The organism is Corynebacterium sp. NML180780, from assembly GCF_007786415.1.
Lineage (GTDB): Bacteria > Actinomycetota > Actinomycetes > Mycobacteriales > Mycobacteriaceae > Corynebacterium > Corynebacterium gottingense.
The window spans coordinates 53181-79442 of sequence record NZ_VNKN01000010.1 but is presented as its reverse complement, the minus strand read 5'-3'; the positions used below and the strand labels follow the sequence as shown (position 1 = coordinate 79442).

Annotated in this window: 26 protein-coding genes, 1 tRNA gene and 1 riboswitch; of the genes, 14 read left to right on the top strand and 13 right to left on the bottom strand. The window is 66.3% G+C overall.

Annotation, left to right across the window (positions count from 1 at the left end; all coding sequences use genetic code 11):
- The first annotated feature begins 7 nt into the window (after nt 1–7).
- From FPP74_RS08425 to FPP74_RS08415, 3 genes are read left to right on the top strand one after another with little or no spacing between them, the layout of a single operon-like run.
- The gene (locus FPP74_RS08425; RefSeq protein ID WP_095536039.1) at nt 8–1306 is read left to right on the top strand and encodes a pyridoxal phosphate-dependent aminotransferase; all 1299 of its coding nucleotides are present in this window, start codon (nt 8–10) and stop codon (nt 1304–1306) included.
- Between the two features lie 55 nt (nt 1307–1361).
- A complete protein-coding gene (locus FPP74_RS08420) occupies nt 1362–1589 on the top strand; it encodes a hypothetical protein (protein WP_144717931.1) in 228 nt (75 codons plus the stop codon).
- Between the two features lie 22 nt (nt 1590–1611).
- Nucleotides 1612–2163, top strand: coding sequence for a PIN domain-containing protein (locus FPP74_RS08415; protein ID WP_144717929.1), 552 nt, complete (start codon nt 1612–1614; stop codon nt 2161–2163).
- Nucleotides 2164–2261: 98 nt separating this feature from the next.
- Here FPP74_RS08415 and FPP74_RS08410 read toward each other — a convergent pair whose 3' ends face one another.
- Entirely contained in the window at nt 2262–3581 is a 1320-nt protein-coding gene (locus FPP74_RS08410) for a UDP-glucose/GDP-mannose dehydrogenase family protein (RefSeq protein ID WP_144717927.1), read from the bottom strand.
- 264 nt (nt 3582–3845) lie between these two features.
- A complete protein-coding gene (gene dcd, locus FPP74_RS08405; RefSeq protein WP_144717925.1) occupies nt 3846–4409 on the bottom strand; it encodes a dCTP deaminase in 564 nt (187 codons plus the stop codon).
- A gap of 90 nt (nt 4410–4499) precedes the next feature.
- Here dcd and FPP74_RS08400 point away from each other — a divergent pair.
- Nucleotides 4500–4573: transfer RNA gene (locus FPP74_RS08400), tRNA-Gly, on the top strand.
- A 219-nt stretch (nt 4574–4792) separates the two neighbouring features.
- Here the strand turns inward: FPP74_RS08400 and FPP74_RS08395 are convergent.
- Nucleotides 4793–5338: a hypothetical protein gene (locus FPP74_RS08395; RefSeq protein WP_095554109.1), complete on the bottom strand. Its 546-nt coding sequence runs from the start codon at nt 5336–5338 to the stop codon at nt 4793–4795.
- Between the two features lie 16 nt (nt 5339–5354).
- Nucleotides 5355–5466: riboswitch (SAM riboswitch) on the bottom strand.
- A gap of 115 nt (nt 5467–5581) precedes the next feature.
- Here FPP74_RS08395 and FPP74_RS08390 point away from each other — a divergent pair.
- On the top strand, nt 5582–6409 hold the full coding sequence (locus FPP74_RS08390) for a triacylglycerol lipase (RefSeq protein ID WP_239214308.1): 828 nt from the start codon (nt 5582–5584) through the stop codon (nt 6407–6409).
- A 7-nt stretch (nt 6410–6416) separates the two neighbouring features.
- Here FPP74_RS08390 and FPP74_RS08385 read toward each other — a convergent pair whose 3' ends face one another.
- Nucleotides 6417–8120: a VanW family protein gene (locus tag FPP74_RS08385; RefSeq protein WP_255456110.1), complete on the bottom strand. Its 1704-nt coding sequence runs from the start codon at nt 8118–8120 to the stop codon at nt 6417–6419.
- 67 nt (nt 8121–8187) lie between these two features.
- Complete coding sequence (locus FPP74_RS08380) at nt 8188–9399, bottom strand: glycoside hydrolase family 3 N-terminal domain-containing protein (protein ID WP_144718001.1); 1212 nt, start codon at nt 9397–9399, stop codon at nt 8188–8190.
- 71 nt (nt 9400–9470) lie between these two features.
- Here FPP74_RS08380 and FPP74_RS08375 point away from each other — a divergent pair, with 71 nt between their 5' ends.
- Both FPP74_RS08375 and FPP74_RS08370 read left to right on the top strand, forming a co-directional pair.
- Nucleotides 9471–9680 carry a DUF2613 family protein gene (locus FPP74_RS08375; protein WP_095275761.1) on the top strand — a complete coding sequence of 70 codons (210 nt, stop codon included), beginning with the start codon at nt 9471–9473 and terminating at the stop codon, nt 9678–9680.
- 3 nt (nt 9681–9683) lie between these two features.
- Entirely contained in the window at nt 9684–12677 is a 2994-nt protein-coding gene (locus tag FPP74_RS08370; RefSeq protein ID WP_144717923.1) for an alpha-(1->3)-arabinofuranosyltransferase family protein, read from the top strand.
- On the opposite strand, the gene FPP74_RS08365 is transcribed toward FPP74_RS08370, so the two are convergent.
- Complete coding sequence (locus FPP74_RS08365) at nt 12610–13650, bottom strand: acyltransferase (protein WP_144717999.1); 1041 nt, start codon at nt 13648–13650, stop codon at nt 12610–12612. The two genes, FPP74_RS08370 and FPP74_RS08365, sit on opposite strands and share 68 nt — an antisense overlap.
- 36 nt (nt 13651–13686) lie before the next feature.
- Between FPP74_RS08365 and FPP74_RS08360 the strand changes: the two genes are divergently transcribed.
- Nucleotides 13687–14412: a porin PorA family protein gene (locus FPP74_RS08360; protein WP_255456109.1), complete on the top strand. Its 726-nt coding sequence runs from the start codon at nt 13687–13689 to the stop codon at nt 14410–14412.
- Nucleotides 14396–15835 carry a hypothetical protein gene (locus tag FPP74_RS08355; RefSeq protein ID WP_186439416.1) on the top strand — a complete coding sequence of 480 codons (1440 nt, stop codon included), beginning with the start codon at nt 14396–14398 and terminating at the stop codon, nt 15833–15835. Before FPP74_RS08360 ends, FPP74_RS08355 begins: the two co-directional genes overlap by 17 nt.
- Here FPP74_RS08355 and FPP74_RS08350 read toward each other — a convergent pair.
- Nucleotides 15760–16239, bottom strand: coding sequence for a hypothetical protein (locus FPP74_RS08350; protein WP_144717919.1), 480 nt, complete (start codon nt 16237–16239; stop codon nt 15760–15762). The genes FPP74_RS08355 and FPP74_RS08350 overlap by 76 nt on opposite strands.
- Nucleotides 16240–16490: 251 nt before the next feature.
- Between FPP74_RS08350 and FPP74_RS08345 the strand changes: the two genes are divergently transcribed.
- A complete protein-coding gene (locus FPP74_RS08345) occupies nt 16491–16736 on the top strand; it encodes a three-helix bundle dimerization domain-containing protein (RefSeq protein ID WP_144717916.1) in 246 nt (81 codons plus the stop codon).
- A gap of 389 nt (nt 16737–17125) precedes the next feature.
- Nucleotides 17126–17581 (top strand): DIP1984 family protein, encoded by a 456-nt coding sequence (locus FPP74_RS08340; protein ID WP_095275704.1) that lies wholly within the window; start codon nt 17126–17128, stop codon nt 17579–17581.
- On the opposite strand, the gene FPP74_RS08335 is transcribed toward FPP74_RS08340, so the two are convergent.
- The 3 genes from FPP74_RS08335 to FPP74_RS08325 all read right to left on the bottom strand — a co-directional run bounded on the left by FPP74_RS08335 (nt 17582) and on the right by FPP74_RS08325 (nt 20448).
- Nucleotides 17582–18628, bottom strand: coding sequence for a glycosyltransferase family 4 protein (locus tag FPP74_RS08335; RefSeq protein WP_255456108.1), 1047 nt, complete (start codon nt 18626–18628; stop codon nt 17582–17584).
- Between the two features lie 603 nt (nt 18629–19231).
- The gene (locus FPP74_RS08330; protein ID WP_133064764.1) at nt 19232–19702 is read right to left on the bottom strand and encodes a hypothetical protein; all 471 of its coding nucleotides are present in this window, start codon (nt 19700–19702) and stop codon (nt 19232–19234) included.
- A 389-nt stretch (nt 19703–20091) separates the two neighbouring features.
- Nucleotides 20092–20448 (bottom strand): ABC transporter ATP-binding protein, encoded by a 357-nt coding sequence (locus FPP74_RS08325; protein ID WP_240511745.1) that lies wholly within the window; start codon nt 20446–20448, stop codon nt 20092–20094.
- 24 nt (nt 20449–20472) lie between these two features.
- Here FPP74_RS08325 and FPP74_RS12420 point away from each other — a divergent pair, with 24 nt between their 5' ends.
- Nucleotides 20473–20601, top strand: coding sequence for a hypothetical protein (locus FPP74_RS12420; RefSeq protein ID WP_255456107.1), 129 nt, complete (start codon nt 20473–20475; stop codon nt 20599–20601).
- Here the strand turns inward: FPP74_RS12420 and FPP74_RS08320 are convergent, their stop codons facing one another.
- Nucleotides 20602–21678 carry a glycosyltransferase family 4 protein gene (locus FPP74_RS08320; RefSeq protein WP_095536028.1) on the bottom strand — a complete coding sequence of 359 codons (1077 nt, stop codon included), beginning with the start codon at nt 21676–21678 and terminating at the stop codon, nt 20602–20604. It lies immediately after the preceding gene.
- A gap of 4 nt (nt 21679–21682) precedes the next feature.
- On the opposite strand from FPP74_RS08320, the gene FPP74_RS08315 reads away from it, so the two are divergent.
- Both FPP74_RS08315 and FPP74_RS08310 read left to right on the top strand, forming a co-directional pair.
- Nucleotides 21683–22432, top strand: coding sequence for a class I SAM-dependent methyltransferase (locus FPP74_RS08315; protein ID WP_095536027.1), 750 nt, complete (start codon nt 21683–21685; stop codon nt 22430–22432).
- A gap of 107 nt (nt 22433–22539) precedes the next feature.
- A complete protein-coding gene (locus FPP74_RS08310; RefSeq protein ID WP_133064763.1) occupies nt 22540–22959 on the top strand; it encodes a hypothetical protein in 420 nt (139 codons plus the stop codon).
- 291 nt (nt 22960–23250) lie between these two features.
- On the opposite strand, the gene FPP74_RS08305 is transcribed toward FPP74_RS08310, so the two are convergent.
- Nucleotides 23251–23922: a hypothetical protein gene (locus FPP74_RS08305; protein ID WP_095536026.1), complete on the bottom strand. Its 672-nt coding sequence runs from the start codon at nt 23920–23922 to the stop codon at nt 23251–23253.
- A gap of 247 nt (nt 23923–24169) precedes the next feature.
- A complete protein-coding gene (locus FPP74_RS08300) occupies nt 24170–25996 on the bottom strand; it encodes a phosphoenolpyruvate carboxykinase (GTP) (RefSeq protein ID WP_144717912.1) in 1827 nt (608 codons plus the stop codon).
- Between the last annotated feature and the right edge of the window lie 266 nt (nt 25997–26262).

The window sequence follows — 26262 nt, the reverse complement described above, 5'->3', positions numbered from 1 at the left end:
TGGCCCTATGGCCAAGAAACATCCCAAAAACCCAGACCAGCCAGCCAATCCCGAGACGGTGGCGTCGACACGCAGCAAGCGTGCACACCGCCACTTCGACCAGGCCGACAAGCTCAAAAACGTCTTCTACGACATCCGCGGGCCCGTTTCCGCGACCGCGGAGGAGATGGAGCGCGACGGCCACACCATCCTCAAACTGAACACCGGCAACCCCGCCGTGTTCGGTTTCGAGGCACCGGACGTGATCATGCGCGACATGATCGCCAACCTCCCCACCTCCCAGGGCTACACCACCTCCAAGGGCATCACGTCCGCCCGCCGCGCCGTGGTCACGCGCTATGAGCTTATCGACGGCTTCCCGCCCTGCGACATCGACGACGTGTATTTGGGCAACGGCGTCTCCGAACTCATCAGCATGGTCACGCAGGCCGCGCTCAACGACGGCGACGAGATCCTCATCCCCGCCCCGGACTACCCGCTGTGGACGGCGGCCTCCACCCTCGCCGGCGGCAAGGTCGTGCACTACCTGTGCGACGAGGAGGACGACTGGAACCCATCGCTGGAGGACATCCGCTCTAAGGTCACCGACAAAACGAAGGCCATCGTGGTGATCAACCCCAACAACCCGACGGGCGCCGTCTACTCCCGCGAGACCCTCGAGGGCATCGCTGACATTGCCCGCGAGCACGAGCTGATGATCTTCGCCGACGAGATCTACGACCGCATCCTTTACGACGGCGCCCAGCACACCTGCATGGCCGAGGTCGCCCCCGACGTCATCACCATCACCTTCAACGGACTGTCCAAGGCGTACCGCGTCTGCGGCTACCGCGCCGGGTGGATGGTCATCACCGGACCGCGCCGCCGCGCGAAGGGCTTCATCGAGGGCATCGACCTGCTCTCCGGCACGCGCCTGTGCGCCAATGTGCCTGGTCAGCACGCCATCCAGGTGGCGCTCGGCGGCCGCCAGTCCATCTACTCGCTGACCGCCGAGGGCGGCCGCCTGCACAAGCAGCGCGACGTCGCCGTGCGGAAGCTCCGCGAGATCCCTGGCGTTTCCGTCGTCGAGCCGAAAGGCGCGCTGTACTGCTTCCCCAAGATCGACGCGGAGATGTACGGCATCCACGACGACGAGCGCTTCATGCTCGACCTGCTCAAGTCCGAGAAGATCCTCATGGTCCAGGGCCGCGGCTTCAACTACCCCACCCCAGACCACTTCCGCGTGGTCACGCTGCCGTGGGCATCGCAGCTGGAAAACGCCCTAGAGCGGCTGGGGAACTTCCTCGCCGACTACCACCAGCACTAGCGGGGCACTCGCGGGGTGCTGGTGGGTGGGCCGGGCACCATGTACGCTCAGTGGCATGACGACTGCACCAGTGCCTCACGAGGATCTCCGCCGAACTGCGGACATCCTCCGCGAAGCAATTCGCCACGCAAAACGTGCGTCGTCGGCGACTGTCTCGATTCCTCAGGAGGGTGCTGCTGCGATCCTCAGTGTGCTCGAAGGCGCGGACGCTGAATACGAACGCCGCGATCGTGCAGCTGCTGCACTCGCCGAATTCTCTAACAGTATCGGCTTCGTAGAGTAATTTTGCGGACCCCTTTTTCGAGATGAGAGTTTTCGCTGACGCAAACATCTTGTTCTCCAGGGTGCTCCGAGACTATCTGCTGTACAGCGCCCACGAAGAAATTGTCGAGGTGCGGTGGAGCCAGGGTGTCCTCAACGAAATGTCCAGAAATCTGCGCGCTAGACTTCAGCTGAGCAAAGACGCGACCGATCGTTTGGAAGCGCTGATGAACGACTTCCTTCCTGACGCTTTGGTCTCCAGCGACGCTCCACTGCCGCTGCCTCCTCACGGATTGAGTGTTCACCCGAAAGATTGGCATGTCTTATCGTCAGCGTTAGTTACTAAGGCAGATGCGCTAGCCACCGACAACGTGAAAGACTTCCCGTCAGAGTGGATGCGCATCCAGGGCGTTGCCCTCGTTGATGCTGAGGCAATGATTTCAACCCTCATTGCTGAATCTCCTGAGCGGTTCCTCAGAGCTCACGCTCTCGTAGTGAGGCTCAGTGCATCGCGTGACCAAGAAACCGTTCTCAGGCAGCTCGAAAAAGCCACCACCCCCAACACTGTTGCCATGGTACGTGCGATGCTCCAGTAGCTACCCCCCCACGTTATCCCCCCGGGACACGGAAAAGGCCCGCTGCCGTGGTCTCACAAAAGCGGGCCGGCCGGCGTGCGCACGTGAGTTCACGTGGGTTACAGCGAGCGGCCGAGAGCCCGCACCGTCCATCCGGCCTGCTGCCACGCGGGGACGGGGAGGACGTTGCGGCCGTCGATAAGCACTCGCTGCTCCACGAGCTTGGCCGAGGCGACCGGATCCATCTCCTTGAACTGCTTCCACTCGGTGGCGAGGATGACCAGCTCAGCGCCGGTCAGCGCGTCATCGAGGGTGTCGGCGTAATCGAGCGTGGGGAAGACGCGGCGGGCGTTGTCCATCGCCTCGGGGTCGAAGACGCGCACCGCGGCGCCCGCGAGCGAGAGCTGGCCCGCGACGGCGAGCGCGGGCGAATCGCGCACGTCGTCCGAGTTCGGCTTGAACGCCGCGCCGAGAACGGTGATGCGGCGGCCGATCAGGCTGCCCAGCTCCTCACGGGCCATGTCCACCACGCGCTCGCGGCGGCGCATGTTTACCGCGTCCACCTCGCGCAGGAACGTGAGCGCCTGGTCGGCGCCCAGCTCGCCGGCGCGCGCCATGAACGCGCGGATGTCCTTGGGCAGGCAGCCGCCGCCGAAGCCAAGGCCGGCGCCCAGGAACTTGCGGCCAATACGGTCGTCGTAGCCAATAGCGTCGGCGAGCTTGGTCACATCCGCGCCGACGATCTCGCAAACCTCGCTCACCGCGTTGATGAAGGAGATCTTGGTGGCCAGGAACGCGTTGGCGCTCACCTTCACCAGCTCAGCGGTCTGCAGATCGGTGACGATGAACGGCGTGTCCTTGGACAACGGGGTGGCGTAGACCTCGCGCGCGATGGCCTCCGCCTGGGAGTGCTCCGGGCGGGTGCCCAGGACGATGCGGTCCGGCTCGATCGTGTCCTTCACCGCGTAGCCCTCGCGGAGGAACTCCGGGTTCCACGCGATCTCCACCGACGTGCCCGGCGCGGCCAGCGCATCGGCGCGGGCCTGCAGCTCCGCGGCCGTGCCCACCGGCACCGTCGACTTCCCCAGGATGACGTGCTCGCCTTCCAGGTGCGGCACCAACGAATCGATCACGGCCTCGACGTAACGGGTATCCGCCGCGTAGGAACCACGCTGCTGCGGGGTGCCCACGCCGATGAAGTGTACGTTGCCAAACGCCGCTGCCTCCTCGTACGAGGTGGTGAAGTCCAGGCGATCGGCCGCCATGTTGCGCTCAAGTACCTCGGGCAGGCCCGGCTCGTAGAACGGGACCTCCCCAGCCTTGAGTCGATCGATCTTTGCTTCGTCTACGTCCACGCCCAACACTTCATGGCCAAGTTCAGCCATGCATGCCGCGTGGGTTGCACCAAGATATCCGGTGCCGATTACTGTCATCCGCATAACTGCCTATTATGCCCGTTCCTGTGAGACGGGGCAGGGTGAGGGGGACGCGGGACGCGGCTGCCGTTTTTTCAAAGTTGTAAGAAGCAGCGCAGGACGCGATCCTATTTTGCAGAAACCCCTGTTTTTGAAAAATAGACCACGCAGATCTTTGCTACGCTTGCAGAATTGCAAAAAACGAACCGCAAAGGACGGCCCAAATGAGCGATTACAAAGAGGGGCTGCAGTAACTCCTGCACGGTGGGCGTCGAAAAGCGAAATGCCCTACTGGAAGTTTAGGTACGCGCGCGACGGCGTGGGCCCGCGCTGGCCCTGGTACTTCGAACCGAGCGCGCCCGAACCGTACGGGACTTCGGCCGGCGAGGACATGTTGAAGATGGCGAGCTGGCCGACCTTCATGCCAGGCCAGAGCGTGATGGGTAGGTTGGCCACATTCGACAGCTCGAGGGTGATGTGGCCGGAAAAGCCGGGGTCGATGAAGCCCGCGGTGGAGTGCGTGAGCAGGCCGAGGCGTCCGAGCGAGCTCTTGCCTTCCAGGCGGCCGGCCAGGTCCACAGGCAGCGTGAAGCACTCGAGCGTGGACGCGAGCACGAACTCGCCGGGGTGGAGGACGAAGGCCTCGCCCTCGGGGACCTCCACGGCCGTGGTGAGGTCGGGCATCTCCAGCTTCGGGTCGATGTGCGTGTACTTCGAGTTGTTGAAGACGCGGAAGAACTTGTCCATGCGCACGTCGATCGAGCTCGGCTGCACCAGGGCAGCATCGTAGGGGTCGATGCCGAGCTTGCCGGAGTCGATAGCGTCGCGGATGTCATGGTCTGAAAGAAGCACGCCACAAGCATACGGCAGGCTCGTTTTCCGTTTCAGCGGGGGACGGTGCTAAAGTGTTGCCATTGTCGCGCTGATTCGGCGCGGCAGAATGCCGGCGTAGTTTAGTGGTAGAACATCAGCTTCCCAAGCTGAGAGTGCGAGTTCGATTCTCGTCGCCGGCTCCAATTTGATGAGGCCCGCTTCCCCACTTCGTACCGGGAGGCGGGCTTTTTCGTGTGCGGTTTTTGTGTGCGGTGTGTCTGGCTCGGGACGTGGGTTGGGGGCTGGTTTGGCCTGTTTGACGAGAACGGGGTGACGAAGACACGGAATTTGGGACCGCGTCACCCTGCCTTCGTCATGTAGGTACTCAGAAGGAGGCGCCCAACCGCCAGAGCTCCGTCAGCTTACGCCCAGCACGCCCCGATCGGCTGGGCGGCGAGCACGGCGACCTCGCCCGACGCGGCCTCCAGCACCCGCCACTTCGGGTGGTAGCGCCACCCGGTGGCCAGCACGTCGGGGTTGTGGAACCAGCCTTGGACCACGCCGTCGTCGGTAGCAAACGTCACGCGCGTGCCCTCGACCTGCAGGATCTCCACCCGTGTCCACCCGCCGGCCTTGCCGTCGCGGGAGCTCGCGGCGCGGGTGACCGGGATCCAGTGCGGGCGGTGGCCATCGGCAACGAGCCCGCAGCGGGTGTGATCCACCGCTGCGTAATCGCGGGCGGGCGGCAGCGGGACCTCCTCGCCGGGGACGCCTCCCTCCGCAGCGGCCGCGCGCAGACGGTTGCGCTCCGGCGAGTACTCAAAGTTCGTACCCACCCGCTGAACCACGTCGAAGGCCGCGAGCTGGGTGCCAAACACGCGGACGTGCAGCTCACCACCAGCGGAAAAGGTCAGTACGGTCTGGTTGATGTTGTCCAAAGTGGCGGGAAGCCAGGACGTCAAAGCCATGAGGGCTCTCCTTGGAAGGTCGCACTTTCGGCGCGCGGTGTTGCAAACGCCGACAGATCTTCTCCCGGGGGCACCGTGCGCGATCTGCGCGGTTGCCAGCCGACGGGCCGGGAGGCCTTGCTCAAATCACACTGCAACAGCAGTCACTAGAAAGAGCGCGTCGGACTTCTTGATCCGTCGACCAGCGTATCGGAGCGAAAACTCCCGGTCAAGGAAGCGCGCAACCACATATGCTGGATACGCATGAAGCTCGCCACCATGATCGTCGCCGGCTCGGCCGCACTCGGCGCGGCCAACGCCGCGCGCAACCGACCACCGCTGCCCTTCAACGACCCGGACTTCTCGCCCTCGTACACCACCCCAGTCATGTACATCCACGGCGTAACCAGCCGCGCCCGGGCGTTCCGCCCCAACGCGGAGCGCCTGCGCGACGAGGGCTTCTGGGTGTGGGGCGCCGACTACGGCGACATGCTCGCCCCCGGCTTCTACGGCATGGGCAATCTGGACAGCATCATCGAGGACGTGCACGCGAACGTGGACCACGTGCTGGAGCAGACCGGGGCTGCGAAGTTAGACATCGTGGCACACTCGCAGGGTGGGCTCATGACCAAGCTGTTCATCGCCAACGGGGGCGCGCCGAAGGTGCGGCGCGTGGTCGCCATGGGCGCGAACTTCCACGGCACCGACGTGCGCGGCCGCGCTCCCCGCTTCACCCCGTTCATTACGCGGCACCCGCGGGCGGCGTCGGCGTTGGCGTCGCCAGGCGTGATCCAGCAGCTCGCGGACTCGCCGTGGGTGCGTACGCGTCTCAACGTGCCCGATACGGTGCCGGGCATCGTGTACACGTCGCTGTACTCGCCCGCGGACGTGCTGGTCACGCCCAATGCGACGTCCATGCTGGCCGCCGTCGACGGGGCGGACGTGGTGAACATCAACGTCGCCGACGCTTATGACGGCTACGCCCCGCGGCACGCGCTGATGGAACGCGACCCGGTCTTCACCGAGCTCACGCTGTGGGGCCTCACCCGCGAGCGCGGGGAGCACACCCCGCCGCCCATCCCGTGGGCATAAACGGGACCTAGCCGCACTTCACAATCGGCTCGGGGTCGTAGACCGTGGTCTGGGTCTCCTGGTCGATGAGGTTGCCGGAGAGGTCGTAAATGCTCCGGGTGTCCGAGGTGGTGAACCCGGGCGAGCCGCTGGAGGGGCTGCACGTCGCGCCCGAAAGGTTCATCGTGTTCGGCTGGGTCTGCGCCCAGCGCCCGCCGTTGGCGGACTCGACGCGCACCGTCTTCACTCCCATGAGGCTCACGGTGAGCTCGCCGCCGCTCACACCGGTCTGGATGCGCACGGGGTGGTTCGAGTCGTTGCGGAACTGCAGGTCGATCGCGCCCTCGTAGACGGTGGCCTCGCGACCCGCCGGGTAGCGGGAGATGTAGTAGGAGTGCGGCGTGTGCGCGATGTCAGTCATGCCCGCGAAGTACGCGGCGTTGTAGAGCGTTGTCGCGAACTGGGAGATGCCTCCGCCCACGGCCATGTCGGAGTGGCCGTTGAGGATGATGCCGGACTCCACGTAGCCCTGGGCTCTGCCGCGCGGCCCGGTGTAGCCGTTGAGCGAGAAGGTCTCGCCCGGGTTCACAATCGCACCGTTGACGGTCTGCGCCACCAGCGAAATATTGGTGCCGGACGGCCCCGAGAAGCCACCGGTGGTGAAGGAACCGACCTCCTCGTTGAAGGTGGCGTTCTGCGCGTCTTCGGTGGTGAAGTCGGCCTCGACCGGGCGGTACGCGGCGTCCCAGGTGCGCTCGCCGTGGCCGAGGAGGCGGTCCTCGAATCCGTCGAAGGTCGCGTCCCAGTCCACCTCGGTGCCGTCCTGCGAGGGCTCAACCCCGCCGCCCTCGAGCACGCGCGCGTTGCGCATCTCGGTCTGCGTCCCGCCGAGCGCCTCACCAAGGATCGCGCCCGCCACGTCGCGGTGCACGTCGGGCTGGATGCGCCCCTCCACGTTGTTGAACTGCACGACCTCGCCCATCCGCTCCTGCGGAATGGTCGCCGTCACGCCGTCGCGGCCGTTGACGGTCAGCGGCCCGCCCAGCGCAGCCTTGATCGGGCCGTCCATCGCCTGCGTAATCACCGCGTCATTGATCGCGGGCTCCACGGGCTGCGGCTCCACGTCCACGCCCTCCGGGTCGAGCCAGCCGTCCGTCACCGCAGCCTCGAGGTCTGCCGGGTTCACCTCCTGCCCCAGCTTCGGGTCGGTCACATTCGCCTTGCCGCCGTCGACGTGGATCGCGCCGTCTACCGGCGCCACGTACAGCTCGTCCTTCACCCGTGCCAGTTCTGGGTCGAGCTTGTGCTTATCGACGCTCCCCTGCACGTCCACCTCGTGCTGCGTAAACAGGCCCGTCAGCCGCGGGATCGGGTTCGCGGACTGGATCCCCGCCGCGTCGACAGTCGCCTGCCAGTCGATCCCCAGCCCCGCCGCCGCCGGCACGAGCTGGGCGCGCTTGTCTGCCGCCGAGACCTGGATTGGTTGCTCGGCGACGTCGCCAAGCTCTCCCTGCAGGTGCTCGCGCGCCTCGTCCGGCGACATGCCGCCGATGGCCACGCCGCCGACCGTGGTGCCGCGGGGGACGTTGCCGCGGTTGAGCGCCAGGTCCGCCAGGTATACGGCCAGGACGACGGCGAGCAGGCCAAGGACGGCGCCGAGCGCGACCTTGCCCGCCTTACCGGACGACCCGGCGCGGCGGTGCGACGAAGTTTGCCTGTGGGAAGTAGTCACCTGTCACAGGGTAGTAGATGGGGTAGTAGATGTAGCAACGAATTCGCATGCTGGGCTGGCCGCGGACTTACAGGCCGGTGTTGATCAGCTGCTGCTGGGCGCGCGCCGCGGCCTCGTTCACGCGCGCCTCGGGCAGCTCGCCCGACTGCACGGCGGCGACGACCCCGTCGATCACCTGCGGCACGTCCGCGCCCGAGGACCACAGCGCCTGGTCCGCGCCCGCCGCGATCGCGCGCTTGACCGCCTCCGGCGTCGGTGCGTAGTCCAGGATGCCGCGCATACCGGAGAGGTCGTCGGTGACCACGACGCCCTCGAACGGGACGCCGCCCGGGTAGTCGCCGTCGCGCAGGATGCGGTACGCCTCCGGGTTCAGGGAGCTGGGCACGCCCTCCGGCCCCATGCCGGGGACGATCATGTGGCCCATCATCACGCTCGAGCGCGGGAAGCGCTGCAGCAGCGGGCCGAACGGGCGCATGTCCAGCTCGCGCACCTGGTCCAGCGGCGGCGTCACGGCGAGCTGGTGGTGCGTGTCGCCGGAGGCGCGACCGTGGCCGGGGAAGTGTTTGAAGGTGGGGGTGACGTTGGCGTCGATAAGCCCCTGCGCAAACAGCGTGCCCACGCGCACGACCTCGTCCGGGTGGCCACTGAACGCGCGGTCGCCGACGATGTCCAGGCCGGAAACGTCAAGGTCCAGGAGCGGGGCGTAATCCACGTTGACGCCGCGCCCGCGCAGGGAACGGCCGATGTCGTAGCCGGTGCCCTGGATGACCTCGGGCGGGCGGGCGGCCAGCTCGCGCGGGGCCATGAAGCTGCCCATCACGTCGGTGTGACGCTGGACGCGGCCGCCCTCGAAGTCGATGGCTACGGAAAACGGGTGGTGGTACTGCGCGCGCAGCGCCTCGATGTTGTGGCCCTGCGCGGTAAGCAGCGCGGGGTCGGCCCAGCTCGGGATGATCAAGCCACCGACGCCCTGGTCGAGCGCCGCCCGCGCCTGCGCCTCGTTGGTCACGCCGACCACCATCAGCGACGCCACCCGCGCGCGCAAGTCCGCAGGGACGCGCTGCTGCGCCGGGCTTTGCGGCGCGCTCGGGGCCGGCTGCGGGGCGGGCGGGACGACCGCGGCGGGTTCGTCGGCTGAATCCCCTTCCTGTGCAGTCTGCGTGGGTTCTTGCGGGGCCGTGTCGTCGTGCTCGGGGCGCGCGGTGAGGGCGGCGACGAGCAGCGCCACGGCGAGCACGCCGCCGACGCACACGGCGACCGCCCGCTTCCGCTGCGGCATCTTGGACACGCGCGCCCCCTTCGAGTTGGAAGAAACGGTACCAGTGTAGTCGTGCTGGTAGGCTCATGCGCATGTCCCACCAAGTTCTGCGCCTGCCTGCATCGTTGCCGCGCCGTGCCGCCAACCCGGTGATCGCCTCCGCAGTCGTCGGCGCCGTGCTCGGGGTAGTTGGCGTGCTGGGCGTCGCCTCCGTCTCCGGGCAGAGCACCGTGCCCCAGGGCGGCGCCGTGGCTGCGGACGATGCCGTGCTGGGCGGGCCGGAGTACGGCTCCCGGGAGTAGCCATTGCGCGCACACATTGGCGGCTGGGTGCTACTGACGCTCACCGTCCTGCTGCAGCCGCCCGGCCGGGTCGCCGCCGACACCAAGCTGGACCTCTCCGTCGACCCGGCGCGCTTCCTTGCCCGCGCCACGCACGCCTACACCGACGAGTTCCCCCTGGGCCAGGTGCAGAACCAGGCCTACGGCTACCTCTTCCCGCAGGGCCCGTTCTTCCTGCTCACGCACTTCGCCGGGGTGCCGGAGTGGGTGGCGCAGCGTGCTTGGTGGACCCTGCTTGTGTGCCTGGCGTACTCGGGCGCACTGATCCTGGCGCGCCGCACCGGGGTGCGCGGCCGCGTCCCGCAGGTCACGGCGGCGCTGCTCTACGCGCTGTCGCCGCGCATCCTTACCACGCTCACCGCGATCTCCTCGGAGGCGTGGCCGGTGGCGCTCGTGCCGTGGACGCTTATCCCGCTCGCCCGGGCCCGCCCGCGCGTCGCCGGCGCGGTGCTCGCGGTCGCGGCGATGGGCGCGGTCAACGCTACGGCCACCATCGCCGCCTGCGTGCCCGCGCTCATCTGGCTGTTGTGCCGCCGCGAATACGCCCGCGCCGCCTGGTTCGCCCTCGGCGCGGCGGCGGTGTCCGCGTGGTGGATCGGGCCGCTGCTGGTGCTCGGCCGCTACTCGCCGCCGTTTACGGAGTTCATCGAGTCCGCCTCCGTCACCACCGCCTGGCTCAACCCCGTGGAGGTCCTGCGCGGCGCCACCAGCTGGGCGCCGTTCGTGGACGCCGAGCGCACCGCCGGCTTCCTCGTCGTCGGCGAGCCCGTCTTCGTCCTGGCCACCGCACTCGTGGCCGGCTTCGGCCTCGCCGGCCTCGCGCGCCGCAACGTCCCGTGGCGCAGCACGTGGGTGGTCATGCTCTGCCTCGGGTTCGCCCTCTTCTGCTCCGCGCATTTCTGGGTCCCGCTTCTCGACGGCCCCCTCGCCCCCTTCCGCAACCTGCACAAATTCGACCCACTCGTCCGCCTCCCCCTGGCCATCGGCGTGGGCCACCTCCTCGCTCGGATCAACCGCCCCCGCGCCGTCGGCGTGGTCCTCACCGCCGCGGTCGCGGTGGCGCCGGCGTGGTCGCTGCGCCTGCTCCCCGACGGCACGTGGACGGAGATTTCGCCCGAGTGGGTCGCCGCCGGCGAGTGGCTGGAGGAGCACGCCGCGGGCACCCGTACGCTGGTCGTGCCGTCGGCCTCGTTCGCCCGCCAGACCTGGGGCTGGACTCGCGACGAGCCGATCCAGGCGCTGACCAGCACCCGCTTCGCGTTCCGCGACGCCGTCCCCCTCGCCGACCCGGAGGCCATCCGCGGCCTCGACGGCCAGGTGCGTGCGGTGGACCCGGAGGCGCTGCGCGCCATCGGCGTCGGTGCGGTGGTGGTGCGCCACGACCTGGCGACCGGCCCGCCCGCCACCACCGCCCCGCCGGTAGACCCCGCCTACGTGGCGCGCAACCTCGGCGAGCCCACCGTGAGCTTCCGGGGCGGGGGGGACGACACGGGCGTCGACATCTACCTCCTCGAGCCCCAGCGCGACGCCATGATCACAGACGCGGAACCGGTCACCGTCGACGGCGGCGGCGAGGTCCTCCCGCTGCTGTGGGCGCGGTGGGGGTACTTCCCGGCGCGGCTCGTCGATAGGCATGCGAACGTGGTCACGGACACCCCGGCGCTGGCCGAGCGCAACTACGGTACGCTCCGCGGCGCGCAGTCCGCGCCACTGGCGCAGGGCGAGGGCGGCAACGTGGGCAACCGGCTGCCCGACTACCCGTCGGCCGGCACGCGCGTCGGTGTCGCCGAGGACGGCGGGCAGGTGCGCGCCTCCTCCTCCGCCGCGGACGCGAACGCGTTCGGCGGGGCGGTCGCCGGGGCGTCGCTGACCAGCGCCTTCGACGGCGCCCCGGAGACCGCGTGGTGGCCCGCGCCGGGCGACCGCCACCCGTGGATCGAGGTGCCGCCGGTGGCGGAGTCGCTCACGCTCACCGCAACGCGCACCACCACCGTGGAGCTCACGGGCGGAGCGCAGCGCCGCGTCACCCTCGTCGCGGGCGAGCCGCGCACGATCCGCGCGCCTGGCACCACGCGCATCGGGCTCACCGAGCGCGTCGGCATCGCGGAGGTAGACGCGGGCGTGTCCCGCACCGTGGAGGTCCCCGGCACTGCCGACACCTACTTCTTCCAGCGCCACTTCCCCGAGACGCAGGTGATCCAGCGCCGCTTCACCACCGCCGTCGACGCCACGTGGCACCTCGACGCGCCCGCCACCATCGACGGCACCCGCTACCCCGCCGGCCCCGTCCACCTGCCCGCGGGCACCCACGACCTGTTCACCCGCCGCGACGCCGTCGCGCTCACCCGCGGCGAGGCGCCGACACCCAATTGGTCCCCGCTCCCCGACACACTCGCCCCCGCCGACCACGCGCGCACCATCATCACCACCCGCGCGTTCAATGCTGGCCTGCGCGCCACCGTCGGCGGTCACGCGCTCGAGCCCACGCTTGTCGACGCCGCGACCCAGGCCTTCACCGTCCCCGCCGGAGCCTCGGGCGAGTTCCGCATGTACTTCGCCGGCGAGGCGACCTACCGGTACTCCCTCCTGCTCGGCGGCGCGTTCAGCGCCCTCGTCGCGCTGGCGTGCCTGGTGGCAGTGGTGCGCAGGCGGGGCGACGGCGGCATGGCCGATCCGCCGGAGCTGCCCCGCGTCGACCGCGCCGCGCCGCTGCTCGCCACCGTCGCCGTCGTCGCCGCCGGCCCGGTCGCGGGGTTCGTCGCCGCGGTCTCCGCGTGGGCTATCCGGCGCTTCACCGTACTGCCGTCCGCGTGGCTATCCGGTGGCGCGCTGGCGGTCGCCGGGCTGGTGCTGGCGAGGGCCCCGTGGCCGTCGGCAAGCTATGCGGGCGCTACGCTCCTGCCGGTTGTGGGGTGCTTCGCGGTGGCGTGCCTGGCGTGGCCGGACCGCGACGAGTAGCCAGCGCCGCGCGCATCACCCGCGCGCCGGGCACCTCCACGAGCTCGTAGGAAACGTAGCCCACGGCCAGGCTCGCGGCCGCCGTCACGGCCAGGACCAGCCAGAAGTATCCGCCGAAGACGGGCACCCCGAGCACCGGAAACACCAGGTCCAGCACCGCCATGTGCCACAGGAACACGGAGTATGACCAGCGCCCGGCCAACATCGCGGGCAGCGAAGACAGCAGCGTCCCGCCCTCCCTCGGCCCGAGCGCGTAGGGCGCAACGAACAGGGCGGCGAAAACCGCGCCGAGCAGGACGCGCACGTTGAACTCGGCCGGCGTGGGGTGGGTCAGCCCCTCCGGTCCGACGACCCCGGCGAACCACGCCACCGGCATAGCCAGCAGCGGGAACGGCCATCGCGGGCCGCGATAGCGCACGCCGGCGCGCTCCAGTTCCGCGCAGACAAGCCCCACCGCGAACCAGGGCGCGTACGACGGCGGCCAGATCTGCAGGTTGACCACCTCCGGGTTGGAGACCGGCTGGATGAGCCACGGCCAGGCCAGCCCCGCCACCACCGCCACGGCGAGCACCCGCCTGCGCGCCCGCCCGCCGCGCGCCAGGTACAGCGGCAGGACCAGGTAAAACGCCACCTCCACGCACAGCGACCACATCTGGGTCAGCCCCGCGATCAGCCCATCGGGCACGTAGATCTGCAGCATGAGCAGGTTCGCGACCGCCTGGCCCACGCCCACCCCGCTTAAGGCGGGCAACGCGAGCAGGGCCACCACCACGCACACCACGTACGCGGGCGCGATGCGCGCCGCTCGGCGCGCGAGGTACCCGGGCCGGAGCCCGCGGCGTGCGAGCACAAACGCGGACAGGGCGTAAAACACGGCGACGAAGTAGTCGAAGCGCGCGAGCAGTGGCGAGTGGTTCGCGGTTTGGAAGGCAACGTGCGTGGTCAGGATCCCGAGGGCGGCGACGGCGCGCAGGCCCTCGAGTTCCGGCAGTAGGTTAGAGTTTCGAGTGTGGTTTTCGGTGAGCTTTTCGATGTGGACATTGTAAAGAAGCGCAAACTTGCGTGGGCGGCGGGCATCGCCGTCGGCGCGCTGGCGTTCAACATTGCATCGCCGATCGTCATCGCACACCAGCGCACCATGCCCACCGGCACGTACGCGATGACCTTTGACGGCCCCGACGGCGAGCACTTCACCCGCACGACGACGTTGGAGAAGTCCACGGCCACTGACCCCACAACGGGCAAGGACAAGGACATCTACACGCTCTCCACCGAGCAGACGGGCCCGAACGCGTTTACTGATTCCTTCCAGATCAACCGCACCACCGCCTTCCCGGAGAAGGAGCGCCAGGGCCTCGGCGCCTACCTGCCGTACCGCCCGGAGCGCCGCTCGTACCCCTACTTCGAACCCGGCGCGCAGGCCACGGTCCCGCTGGACTATCTCGGCCCGGGTTCCGTCGGCGGCCTGGATACGTACCAGTACCGCGCCACGCTGCCCGACGGCACCCAGCGGACGGTCAATGCGGAGCGACGCACAGGCACGCTTATCGACGAAACCTGGTCCCTCCCCTCCGGCGTCTGGGCGCTCAATGACGCCTCCAAGTCCGCGGCGGTGGACCGCGCCCGCAGCGAAACGACGTGGCTGCGCGCGCTGCAGATCATGGCGCTGGTGACCCGGTTCGTCGCCGCAATTGCAATCGTGTGGGCGTTGGTGCTCCTTGCGCGCCGCCGCTAAGTACCTGCTGCCCGCCTACGGCACCCTGCTGGTGCTGGGCCTGACCTGGCCGTTTTTCCTACCTGGCGAGGCGTTCGCGCTGCGCGACATGATGGTGCTGCCCGACATGGCGCTCACCCGCGCCTCGCTCGGCTTCGGCGATCTGCCCGCGCGCAACGTGCCGCAGGACGCGCTGCTGGGCCTCGTCCCGTTCCCGGTCCTGCTCGTACGCGTGCTCGTCATCGGCGCGGCCGCCGCCGCGGCCTTTGCCGGCCACAGACTGGGCACCCACCCGCTGGGCAAGGCGGCGGCGATGACGGTGGCGGTGTGGAACCCGCTGGTCATCGAGCGTCTGCTGCAGGGCCAGTGGTCGCTCGCCGTCGCCGCGTGGCTCATTCCCCTGGTCGCGCTGGGTGGAAGGGCGGGTCCGGTGGCGCAGTGGGTGGCCTCGTTCACTCCCACTGGGGCGATCGCTGCCGCCTGCTTCGTGCGCAACCGGGCGGGCGTAGTTGTTGCGGTGCTGTCGTGCGCGCCGTGGGTGGTGGCGGGTGCGCTCGCTACCGGCGGCGGGACCGCGACCCCCGAGAGTGCTGCCGCGTTCGCGCCCCGCGCGGAGCAGTACGTGGGCACCCTCGGCGCGCTCATGGGGCTGGGCGGCATTTGGAACGGGGCGGCGGTCCCGGCTTCGCGCGAGGTCGGCTTTGCCCTGTTCAGCATCCCACTGTTCGTTCTGCTCGGGCTGGGGTGGCGTGCGGTTCCGCGCCGCTGGCTGGCGTTGGCGGCGGTGGGCTTCGCGGTCGCGTTCGCGTCCTGGGCGGGCCTGACCGACCCCGTGGTCACGCACGTACCCGGTGGCGGTTTACTCCGCGACGCGCAGAAGTGGCTCGTCCTGGCTATTCCGGCGTTCGTCGCGGCGGCGGGGGCGCTGACCCCGCGTCGCGCCGCGGCCGCGTTGGCGTGTGCGCTGTTGCAGGTGCCGGACGGTGCGGTGAGCGTCGCAAAGCTGCGCCCTGGCGCTGTCGAATGCCCGGCGGTGGCGCACGCGGGCCGAGATGTGTATTTCGCTCACCGTGCGCCGCTGACGCTCGTGCGTGGCGAGCCGACGGTCGATGCGGCGCCGAAGTGTATGAATGTCGTGGAGTCCGGGGCTTTGCTTGTCGACGCCACCCTGGTCGATCCCCCATCGCCACGGTGGGTCGCGGCGCGCGAGGCTGTGTCGGAGGAGCCGGTCGATGTGGCGCGGCTGCGTGAGCTCGGGGTGGGGCTGGTGGTGTACCCGGACGGGCGGGTGCTGGAGACCGGCGCACCCGCGCGTGGGCTGCCGCCGGTGGGGTTGGCGCTGCTGGCGGGCTACTTCGCCGCGCTGGCCTACGCGGTATCTGCGGGGAGGCGCTCGCGCAGCTCGGCGGCGAAGGTCTCGGGGTCGGGCACGGAAACGGCGTAGTCGCCGTCTGCGGTGTTGATGCGTACTGTCGGGCCACCGACGGAGTAACACTCAGCGCCGTCGACCTTCCGTGGGCCGCTTAAGTGCGGTGGGGAGAACATCCAAGACCACACGCTCGGTTGCGGGCCTGCCTCTTCGACGCCGGTGATCCGATCCAGCGGGATCGCGGTTTCTCGGCCTGCAAGGCGCAGCTGCAGGGCGGAGTTACCTCCACGGTCGTCAACGCAGACGTGCAGCGTGATGCGCGAGTAAAAGAAGGCGTAGGCGGCGAAGCATCCCAGAAGGATCCAGCTGAACGGGTCGGAGCGGAATCCACCTACGAGGGGCACCACCATCACCGTGGCCACAATCAGGATGGCCAAAGGGACGCCGTTTACCCTGCGGTCTCGTTCCAGGTTGGTCATGTCACAAGCGTAACAGTGTTCACACGTATTTTTATTCACACATATATGGATCACGGAAAATTCGTAGAAAAACCCGTTTACCAGCGTATATTCTGTTTTTAGTTGGCCTACGCCAATAAATGCGCAGGCCCAATCATTGAAATCCTTGCATGATTCAACCCGTGCCACTAAAGTTAACCGCAGATTAACAAAGGGTTACGTAACCGATAGTCCGGAGGAAGTACCTCAACGACAGAGCAAAGGAGATCATCATGCAGGACGTCAACAACATCGACTTTTCCATCATCCGCGAGCGCGCACTGCGCAACATCCGCGAAGACCTCATCGCCGAGTGGTCCGACCGCTTCGACGCCGAGGAGATCGGGCTCGCCTTCGATTCCATCCTCAAGGCGCACCGCGATGGCGCCACCCTGGACCACTTCATCCCGGTCCTGGTCGAAGCAGAGATGAGCGCACGCCTGCGATCCGGCAACCTGTGGCCCGCCACTGCTGCGTAAACGTCGCAGACACAGGCGTCGCGTACGCGAGCCGCAAGCACAGCACAACCGCAGTCCCCTCCCCGCACAGCGCGGGCCGGGGGCTGCGGTTTTTGCTATGCTTACCTGCACCATGCTGTCGGTAGCGGGAACCCCGGGCCGCGGCGTGCGTCTTAGCGAACACTCACCCGCCCCAGCCCGGGCATGGCTGGGACTCTGATCAGGCCCTTTGCCGCACGGCCACCCCTTGCATTGTGACGCGGCCTGCAACGAGCACACGAGCACTCCCCACCAGGGAACGCACAGATAACTGAGTATTACCGCAGTGTTGGAAGACGCACTCCCGCCACACCCGGGACCCGTGAGGGTTGGGATACGGGGACGCATACGTAAAAAGGAAAGGGGCCACCATGTTGCTTGCAGAGGCACTCGCACAACGCGCCGAGGCGCAGCACCGCCTAGACGAGCTGCGCTCCCGCCTGGTTGAGCAGGCGCGCGTGCAGGAGGGCGACGAGCCCGCCGAGGACCCAGCCGAGCTGCTCAAAGAGGCAGCGCACGTGCTGGAACAGATTGAGGTGTTGGTGCGCCGCATCAACCACACCAACTCGGTCACGCCTTTCGAGGGCGACGCCACGCTGACCGACGCAATCGCGCGCCGCGACGCGCTGGTCCGCGCGGGCCGCTTCTACTCCGCGGTCGCGGACTCGGCGACGGCGCGGATCGACCGCTACTCGCGTTCCGAGGTGCGCTACGTGCCCACCGTGGATGCGGCCGCGCTGCGCAAGATGTCCGACGGCGCTGCCAAGGAGTACCGCCAGCTGGACACGAAGATCCAGCAGCTGAACTGGTCCACGGAGCTGCGCTAGCTAGCGGCCTGCGCCAACCACGTCGCGCAGCACCGCGGCGAACTTCTCTCCCGTTGCTGCCCACGAGTACTTCTCCGCCCGCGCTTGTGCGGCGGCGCCGAGGCGGCGGCGCAGTGGGGCGTCGAGAAGCAATTGCTCCACTGCCTGGACAAACTCGGCCTTTGTATCGACGAGCAGGCCGGTTTCGCCGTCGATGATGGAGTCGTTGACGCCGCCGGCGCCGCGGTAGCCGACAGTCGGCACGCCGTGCTGCGCGGCCTCGATGACCGCGATACCCCACCCCTCCTTCGCGCTCGGCATGAGGTGCAGCGCCGCCCGCGAGAGGACCGCGTGCTTGTAGGCGTCGTTGACGTGGCCGTGGAAGCGGATCTCCGCCCGCCCCGCCGCGTACTCGCGCAGTTTGTCCTCCCACCAGCCGGAACCGAGGATGTCCAGCACCACGTCGTCGCGCCCAGCCACCGCGTCGATCGCGTGCTCGATGCGTTTGTGCGGCACCAGCCGCGACAAGGTGACCACGTGCACCTTGCCGTCGTCGGGCACCACGGGCAGCTCGTCCGGGATCGGATCCACGCCGTTTTCCACGATCGCAATGTCACGCTCGCGCACGCCAAGCGCCACCAGATCGCTTTTCGACGCCTCGCTCACCGTCACATACCGCGCACCCCGATACACCCGCGGCGCCACCTTCGCGCCCGCCGACCAGGACCGCCTGCTCATCACCACCCACGCGTTTAACCCAGGCCTGCAGGCCAGCCTCGACAACGAACCGCTCACCCCCAGCGTATCGACGCCGGCCAACTCGCCTTCCGCATCCCCGCCGGCCACGGCGGCACCCTCACGTTCTCCTTCGCAGGCGAGCGCCCCTACCGCCTCAGCCTGTTCGGCGGGGCGACGCTCAGCCTGGTCAGCGCGCTGGTGTTGCTGTGGTTTGCCGCTGGCAGCCGCGCTGTGCATCAGCCCGGCACTCGGGATCGTCAGCGCCATCGGTGTCTGGGCGGTGCGCCGCTTTACCCTCCTGGCCAGCCGATACATTGCCGCCTGCGCCATCACCGCCATGGGATTGTGGCTGGCCTGCGCGCCCTGGCCTTCCGCCGGGTACGCCGGCGGCGCCGCCCTCATGCTCGTGGCCGGGTGCGTCGCGGTGGCCTGCCTCGCCTGGCCGGACTAGGTTTGGCTGCCCCCGCCCGGGAACCATTTTGGGGCTTCGGCCGGTTCCGGTCGACCGACATGGCGTTTCCCCAGGTCGCGACCGCTGTCTACGAAGAAAGTTCCCAAGACCACCGCCTCTTCGCACCAGATTCCAGGTTTTCGGCGAGCGGGTTTGCAAAACCCCAGGTCGCGCAAACCTCATGCAGGAATTTGGTGTGCGCCCGGCCTACCATCACGCCTCAAAACCGTTTAAAGCGTGCGCTTAGAAGCGAGCGATGCAGGTCGCGCATTTTCAACCGACCCCGCCGATTTCCGGCGACCAGCATCGCACGCTTTAAACACCTCGACCGGAACAAAACCGCCCGACCACACAGGTCAATGACGGCGTGGGGTACGCAAGGTGAATCTGAAATTCATTGGGCTCCACACGTAATTTGACCCGTGCCCATGAGGGCACGGATCAAATTACGCTGGAAAACTCTCACGCAACAAGCGTGTGATCTACCAGTTCTGGAGCAAGCGGGCCCCTAGTGGCGACTGCAACGTCACCTTCATGGAGGAAGTGGAACTGATCAGGATGCACTCGTCAGGCGATCCTGGAATATTCCCTTCGTACACCCGAACTTTTACTGATGTTGCGGTTTCCGATGTCTCTGCGCGGTATCCGTAGCAAGTTTCGGTTCCGGCGGGGAAGAACACGCGTATTTGTGTGGGGCTGATTACTTGGTAGCCCGACCATTTGACTTGACGCTCATTTTTGAGATCGTTGCGCGCCTCCACGTCGGAGGGTTGTTGCCGCGTTTTGTGGACGATCCCCATTGCGCTGCTGAGTTCGTCGCCGACAGGGGTGGCTGAGGCTATTCCTACCGCACTACCCACCACCGCCAACACCGCTAAAATAGCGCCGGTCAAATGTACATTTTGTGCGTTCAGCCCCACGTTTATGCCGAATTTAGATAGTATGCCAGACATATTCGCTCCTTACTTCACTGGCCGACTTGCCGTTGAATCAGCTTCTTCTCCGATGAATGATTCCTGAGCATGGACTGCCACTGGCGCCACAGCCATGGCCAGACAAGCCGATGATGCCAGGACTGTGGCCCGGTTGAAGATCTTTCTGATATGGGAGTTGAGATACATGACAGCTCCTTGAGGTAGGGATGAAGGCTGCGTTCGTATGCGATAAACACATTAGTACTGACACCATCACGAGCGTTACTCTTTTTCAATATTGTGATATGTGACATAGTTTACCTTTGGGGCTGACATCGAAAATACATATGCACCCCACCTGCGGTGACTCTCGTTGAATGCCTACCCAGAACAGTTCCACGCCAAGACGGATCAAACCACTACCTTCCCTACGCAGGGCAGATGACGGGCGCGCCTGAGACTGGGTCGTAAAGGACGCGGGCTTCGATGCCGTAGACGTCTTGGAGGAGTTCGGGGGTGAGCACGTCGAGGGGTTCACCGTGCGTGATTACGCGGCCGGCTTTCATTACCAGGAGTTCGTCGCAGTAGCGGGCGGCGAGGTTAAGGTCGTGGATTGCGACGACGGCTTGGCGTTCCGATTCGGCGACGATGTTGCGGATGATGATGAGCAGGCTTACTTGATGGTGGAGGTCGAGGGCGGAGGTGGGTTCGTCGAGAAGGAGGAGTTGGGGTTCGCGTACCAGCATCTGGGCGACGCCGACGAGTTGGCGCTGGCCGCCGGACATGTGGCAGACCATCCGGTCGGAGATGTGGAGGATGCCGAGGCGGTCCATCATCGCGGCGGTGGCCTCGAGTGGGTTGGTGACGGCGCTGCCAAGGAGTACCGCCAGCTGGACACGAAGATCCAGCAGCTGAACTGGTCCACGGAGCTGCGCTAGCTAGCGGCCTGCGCCAACCACGTCGCGCAGCACCGCGGCGAACTTCTCTCCCGTTGCTGCCCACGAGTACTTCTCCGCCCGCGCTTGTGCGGCGGCGCCGAGGCGGTGGCGCAGTGGGGCGTCGAGAAGCAATTGCTCCACTGCCTGGACAAACTCGGCCTTTGTATCGACGAGCAGGCCGGTTTCGCCGTCGATGATGGAGTCGTTGACGCCGCCGGCGCCGCGGTAGCCGACAGTCGGCACGCCGTGCTGCGCGGCCTCGATGACCGCGATACCCCACCCCTCCTTCGCGCTCGGCATGAGGTGCAGCGCCGCCCGCGAGAGGACCGCGTGCTTGTAGGCGTCGTTGACGTGGCCGTGGAAGCGGATCTCCGCCCGCCCCGCCGCGTACTCGCGCAGTTTGTCCTCCCACCAGCCGGAACCGAGGATGTCCAGCACCACGTCGTCGCGCCCAGCCACCGCGTCGATCGCGTGCTCGATGCGTTTGTGCGGCACCAGCCGCGACAAGGTGACCACGTGCACCTTGCCGTCGTCGGGCACCACGGGCAGCTCGTCCGGGATCGGATCCACGCCGTTTTCCACGATCGCAATGTCACGCTCGCGCACGCCAAGCGCCACCAGATCGCTTTTCGACGCCTCGCTCACCGTCACATACCGCGCACCCCGATACACCCGCGGCGCCACCTTGGACTCCAAAAACCAGCCCAGCCTCCCGATGATCGGGCCCGCCACCGGCCACTGGTCCTTATGGCAGTGGTGCGTGAGCAGCACGACGGGGCGGCGCGTGAACATGCGCGCGAAAAACGGGATCCCGTTTTGCGTATCCACAATCACGTCCGGCCGGTTGCGCCAGATGGATGGCGGTGCCAGCACGTACACGCCGTACTTACCGCCGGCGCGCTCGAAGCGAATGCCGGCACGAGTGCTGCGTCGCGGCGCATCGGTGTGGCTCGAGGTGCGAAAAATGACCTCGTGGCCCTGCGCCGCGAGGTACTCGCCAACGCGTTCCAGGTAGCGTTCGCTGCCGCCGCCCTGCGGGTGGGTGGAGTCGCGCCAGCACATCAGCAGTATCTTCATTGCTATGTACCGTACCCGCCGCCTCGCCACGTTGACACGTTCGCTGCGCCTTCTGCGCTCGTTTGCCTACGAGCAGTTCCGCCCCGCCGTGTTCTACTCCGGCTTGGCGCGCGACACCCGCTCGCTTCTCGACGCCCTGTGGCAGGACACCACGTCCCCCAGCCCAGCCGGCCTCACCGGCCGTGCTGTGTTGGACGTCGGCGGCGGCCCCGGCTACTTCGCCGATGCTTTTTCGGACACTTTCTACATCGGCATGGAACCCGACGTCTCCGAGCTTTCCGCCGCAGGACTTTCCGGCTTCGGCGCGGTGCGCGGCGACGGGGCGCACCTGCCCTTTGCCGACGACACCTTCGATCTCGTCTACTCCTCCAACGTGGCCGAACACATTCCCAACTGGCGCGCCATGGGCGAGGAAATGCTGCGCGTGGTCAAACCCGGCGGGCTGGTCGTACTGTCTTACACCGTGTGGCTGGGCCCCCTCGGTGGCCACGAGACCGGGCTGTGGGAGCACTACGTCGGTGGCGAATTCGCACGCCGCCGCTACGAGCGCACACACGGAAGACCGCCCAAGAACGTGTGGGGGACCTCCCTGTTTGCGGTCTCGGCCCGCGAAGGGCTCGAGTGGGCGGAATCGACCGGCCGCTTGCTCACCGCCTTCCCGCGCTACCACCCGCATTGGGCATGGTGGCTTTCGCGCGTGCCCGTCCTCCGAGAGTTCGCGGTTTCGAACCTGGTGCTTGTGCTGCGGGGATAGGCTCGCCAGATTCCATTGCAATTACGGGGTGCGTGATACATACTTGCCTAGAGGTTGCCGACAGTAGCAGCCCGTATTGATGATCTCCCTGAAAGAGAATGACCGCAATGCAACTCCCATCCCAACTTCAAGCTGCAATGAAGCAGATTCCTTTCACCCCACAAACGGTGGGAGCGCTTCTGGCGAGCGTAATTGCCCTGGTTTCCCTTGTGACAGCTGTCGCAGTTGGGGAATCTTCCTCGAAAGCACCAGCCGTCGAGCCCCGCGGCGAGAAGTCTGTGATCCAAGTCGTCACGGTAGATGGAAAGACAGCAGGTGTATGCGCACTCGGAGGCCTGCGCCAGGAGAAGGTGCACTACACCGACAAGAATTCCGTCTACTACTGGGAACTCAAGCCCGGCGAAGAACGCATTGACGCATCATGCCCCAGTGTTGATGCCCTTTCCTCCGGTAAAGGGCGTTTGGAAGGCCACGCGATAGTAAAGAGCTTCGAAGCACCGCAAGTTGTCAAAATCACTGTGCAATAGCGTCGGGACAGTTTACAAGCAGCGTCGTGAAACGGCTGCCCCATTCCACTTCCGGATTTGCGGGATCTGCTAACACGACGTGGCGACTCACCACGATCGCATGCGCTTTCCTATCAGTCGCCCTTTTAGACCGCAAACACCGTCTACCAGAGCGATGTTTGCGGTCTAGGGCAACTTGCGTTGAACCTTTCCATGGGTAGAATGGGGTAAAGAAAGTGAGGACAAGGTCCCTCGCTATGAGTGAGTAAAGGTCTACAGGACAATTCGCGCCTGTAGGCCTTTCCTCTTTTTCTACTGAGGCCGGGCCGAGTAAATTTTCTTGACGGTACTCGTGCCCGTGAGCCACTGCTCGAGAACTGGGTCTATACTCCCTACCAGCGAAAACGCGTCGCCGATCACATCGAGAACGTCAACATTGAGCAAACTATCCATGTGCGACACTCGATTACGCAGCAGATGAAGGTGGGCTACTCTCCAGTACGTCGTGTGCCCGTCAGGATCTACTGCATACGGAAATGCCGCTTCTAGTGCTTCTTCCCACATCCGAACACGATTCCTGTTCTCTCTCTTCTCCGGATCAGCATCAGGGGCATGGTTGGGGAGGATGTCTTTCCACATCCCAAACATGGTGTTCGCCAAAGCGTCATCATGCGTAATCTCAGCTCCATAGCGAGGATGATGCATTGAACGATCCCTCGCAGACTTCTCCGCTCGTCTCACCGCGTCTCGTCGCTTGCCTTGGGTAAGGCCTCGCAGCGGGGAAGCCGGAGCGTCGAGAAGCCAACTAGGATTTCCGGTTTCCCGACGGTTCCACTCCTGCAACTTCTCATTCATCGCGTTGCGAACAAGTACCTCAGTAATGCCCAGTGTTTCTTGAACCGATGCCCCCAACTCAACGCTCCATCGATACAGCGCAAGAGCCCTTTTCTTGTTGCCTTTCGCAGCAGAAAGATACGGGGCCATCCGAGCTGCCCCTAGGGCACCAACTACCGTATCCCTCGTGGCTGATTTCATAACTTAAATACTGCCACAGTAACTATGCAGAACAGCCCATCCGCGGAAATCACCATCCCGAAGAAAAGTCCCCGTCCTCCTCTGAGAGCACGGGATACAGCACAGAGCGAAGCTAGCAACACTCGCCGCAAAATTCGCAAAACAAAAGGCCCGCCAGTTCACACATTCAAACAGGCGGGCCTTTTGCGTCAGCAGACTAGGAGCGCGCTGCCTTCACGCGCTCGGAGAGCTGATCAAGCTGGTCGAACAGTTCCTGCGGTACGCGGGAGCCGAGGCCCTCGAGGTAATCGCGGCCGTCCGCCACGTCGTGAGCCCACAGCTCCGGATCCGGGTAGAGCGCCTCCTTGACGTCCTCGGCCGGTGTGTCCAGGCCGGTCAGGTCCAGGTCCTCCACCCGTGCGGTGTGGCCAACCGGGGTCTCCTCGGCCCCGACCTTGCCCTCGATGCGCTCCACGACCCACTTGAGCACGCGGGAGTTCTCACCGAAGCCCGGCCACAGGAAGCGACCGTCCTCGCCGCGACGGAACCAGTTGACCAGGAAGATGGACGGCAGACGGTCGCCACCGCGCTCGCCCATGTCCAGCCAGTTCTGGAAGTAGTCGCCCACGTTGTAGCCGATAAACGGCAGCATCGCCATCGGGTCGTGGCGCAGGGAACCCACCTTTGCTTCCGCAGAGGCAGCGGTCTGGCCGGAGGAGAGCATCGCGCCGATGAGGGTGCCGTGCTCCCAGCTCAGTGCCTGGGTGACCAGCGGGACGGTGTCCGGGCGACGGCCACCGAACAGGATTGCGTCCAGCTTCACACCGCGCCAGTCGTCGAACTCCGGTGCAGCGGTCGGGCACTGCTTGATCGGTACGCAGTAGCGGGAGTTCGGGTGCGCCGCCTTCTCGCCAGAATCCGGGGTCCAGTCGTTGCCACGCCAGTCGATGAGGTGGGTCGGCGGTTCGCCGTCCATGTCCTCCCACCACACGTCGCCGTCATCAGTGAGCGCAACGTTGGTGAACAGGGTGTTGCCCGGCTCCATAGAGCGCATCGCGTTCGGGTTGGACTTGTAGTTTGTGCCCGGCGCAACGCCGAAGAAGCCGTTCTCCGGGTTCACGGCGTACAGGCCGTCCTCCTTGAGGTGCAGCCACGCAATGTCGTCGCCCACGACCTCGGAGGTCCAGCCCTCCAGCGTCGGGGTGAGCATGGCCAGGTTGGTCTTGCCACAGGCGGACGGGAATGCTGCCGCGACGTGGTAGTTCTTGCCCTCCGGGCTGGTGAGCTTGAGAATGAGCATGTGCTCGGCCATCCAGCCCTCCTCCTTGGCCATCACGGAAGCGATGCGCAGCGCGTAGCACTTCTTGGCCAGGATGGCGTTGCCGCCGTAGCCGGAACCGTAGGACCAGATCTCCTTGGTCTCAGGGAACTGGGAGATGTACTTGGTGTCGTTGCACGGCCATGCAACATCTTCCTGGCCCGGCTCGAGCGGAGCGCCGACGGAGTGGAGGCAGTGGACGAACTTGTCGCCCTCAATCTTGTCCAGGGCCTCCTGACCCATGCGGGTCATGATGCGCATGGACATGACCACGTAGGCGGAGTCGGTGAGCTGGACGCCGAGCTTCGGGTCCGGATCACTAATCGGGCCCATGCAGAAGGGCACCACGTACATGGTGCGGCCCTTCATGGAACCAGCAAAGTGTTCCGTCATCTCTTCCTTCAGCGCGGCCGGTTTCATCCAGTTGTTGGTCGGGCCGGCGCCCTCCTCTTCCTCAGTAGAGATAAAGGTGCGGGACTCCACGCGGGCAACGTCAGAGGGGTTGGAGCGAGCCAGGAAGGAGTTCGGGCGCTTCTCCTCGTTCAGCTTGAGCAGGGTGCCCTTCTCAACCAGCTCTGCGGCCAGGCGGTCCCACTCCTCCTGGGAGCCGTCGGCGAAGACCACTTTGTCGGGCTGGAACAGCTCGACCGACTCGTTTACCCAGGCAATAAGTGCTTCATTGTCCGTCGGAGCCGTACCCTCCAAACGGTTCACTGCAGTGGTCATGTGCTCTCCTTCATAGTTCACGTCCGCTTTGCGTCCCCGCACATATCCTCGGGATTTCCAGCGTATCTGAATCGCGGGCGCGCCGGATAAAATCCACGTTTTCCCAGGTAGAACGCTTCACCCTGAAGTGACGCACACCATACATTCGCGTGCGAATTTGCGGCCAACGCATCCCCATTTGGGGGTATACGACCGCCGCAAAACAAACCCGGAACTGCGCAGCTTACTGGGCAAACGGGGGACCGTGCGGGGGTCAAACGGACACC

What these genes read in the sequence shown, in the direction of transcription:
- FPP74_RS08425 (WP_095536039.1), top strand. Translation starts at nt 8, where the DNA reads ATGGCCAAGAAACATCCCAAAAACCCAGACCAGCCAGCCAATCCCGAG.
- FPP74_RS08420 (WP_144717931.1), top strand. Translation starts at nt 1,362, where the DNA reads ATGACGACTGCACCAGTGCCTCACGAGGATCTCCGCCGAACTGCGGAC.
- FPP74_RS08415 (WP_144717929.1), top strand. Translation starts at nt 1,612, where the DNA reads ATGAGAGTTTTCGCTGACGCAAACATCTTGTTCTCCAGGGTGCTCCGA.
- FPP74_RS08410 (WP_144717927.1), bottom strand. Translation starts at nt 3,581, where the DNA reads ATGCGGATGACAGTAATCGGCACCGGATATCTTGGTGCAACCCACGCG.
- FPP74_RS08395 (WP_095554109.1), bottom strand. Translation starts at nt 5,338, where the DNA reads ATGGCTTTGACGTCCTGGCTTCCCGCCACTTTGGACAACATCAACCAG.
- FPP74_RS08390 (WP_239214308.1), top strand. Translation starts at nt 5,582, where the DNA reads ATGAAGCTCGCCACCATGATCGTCGCCGGCTCGGCCGCACTCGGCGCG.
- FPP74_RS08380 (WP_144718001.1), bottom strand. Translation starts at nt 9,399, where the DNA reads ATGCCGCAGCGGAAGCGGGCGGTCGCCGTGTGCGTCGGCGGCGTGCTC.
- FPP74_RS08375 (WP_095275761.1), top strand. Translation starts at nt 9,471, where the DNA reads ATGTCCCACCAAGTTCTGCGCCTGCCTGCATCGTTGCCGCGCCGTGCC.
- FPP74_RS08350 (WP_144717919.1), bottom strand. Translation starts at nt 16,239, where the DNA reads ATGACCAACCTGGAACGAGACCGCAGGGTAAACGGCGTCCCTTTGGCC.
- FPP74_RS08345 (WP_144717916.1), top strand. Translation starts at nt 16,491, where the DNA reads ATGCAGGACGTCAACAACATCGACTTTTCCATCATCCGCGAGCGCGCA.
- FPP74_RS08340 (WP_095275704.1), top strand. Translation starts at nt 17,126, where the DNA reads ATGTTGCTTGCAGAGGCACTCGCACAACGCGCCGAGGCGCAGCACCGC.
- FPP74_RS08335 (WP_255456108.1), bottom strand. Translation starts at nt 18,628, where the DNA reads ATGGCGCAGGCGGCAATGTATCGGCTGGCCAGGAGGGTAAAGCGGCGC.
- FPP74_RS08330 (WP_133064764.1), bottom strand. Translation starts at nt 19,702, where the DNA reads ATGTCTGGCATACTATCTAAATTCGGCATAAACGTGGGGCTGAACGCA.
- FPP74_RS08325 (WP_240511745.1), bottom strand. Translation starts at nt 20,448, where the DNA reads ATGTCCGGCGGCCAGCGCCAACTCGTCGGCGTCGCCCAGATGCTGGTA.
- FPP74_RS08320 (WP_095536028.1), bottom strand. Translation starts at nt 21,678, where the DNA reads ATGAAGATACTGCTGATGTGCTGGCGCGACTCCACCCACCCGCAGGGC.
- FPP74_RS08315 (WP_095536027.1), top strand. Translation starts at nt 21,683, where the DNA reads ATGTACCGTACCCGCCGCCTCGCCACGTTGACACGTTCGCTGCGCCTT.
- FPP74_RS08310 (WP_133064763.1), top strand. Translation starts at nt 22,540, where the DNA reads ATGCAACTCCCATCCCAACTTCAAGCTGCAATGAAGCAGATTCCTTTC.
- FPP74_RS08305 (WP_095536026.1), bottom strand. Translation starts at nt 23,922, where the DNA reads ATGGCCCCGTATCTTTCTGCTGCGAAAGGCAACAAGAAAAGGGCTCTT.
- FPP74_RS08300 (WP_144717912.1), bottom strand. Translation starts at nt 25,996, where the DNA reads ATGACCACTGCAGTGAACCGTTTGGAGGGTACGGCTCCGACGGACAAT.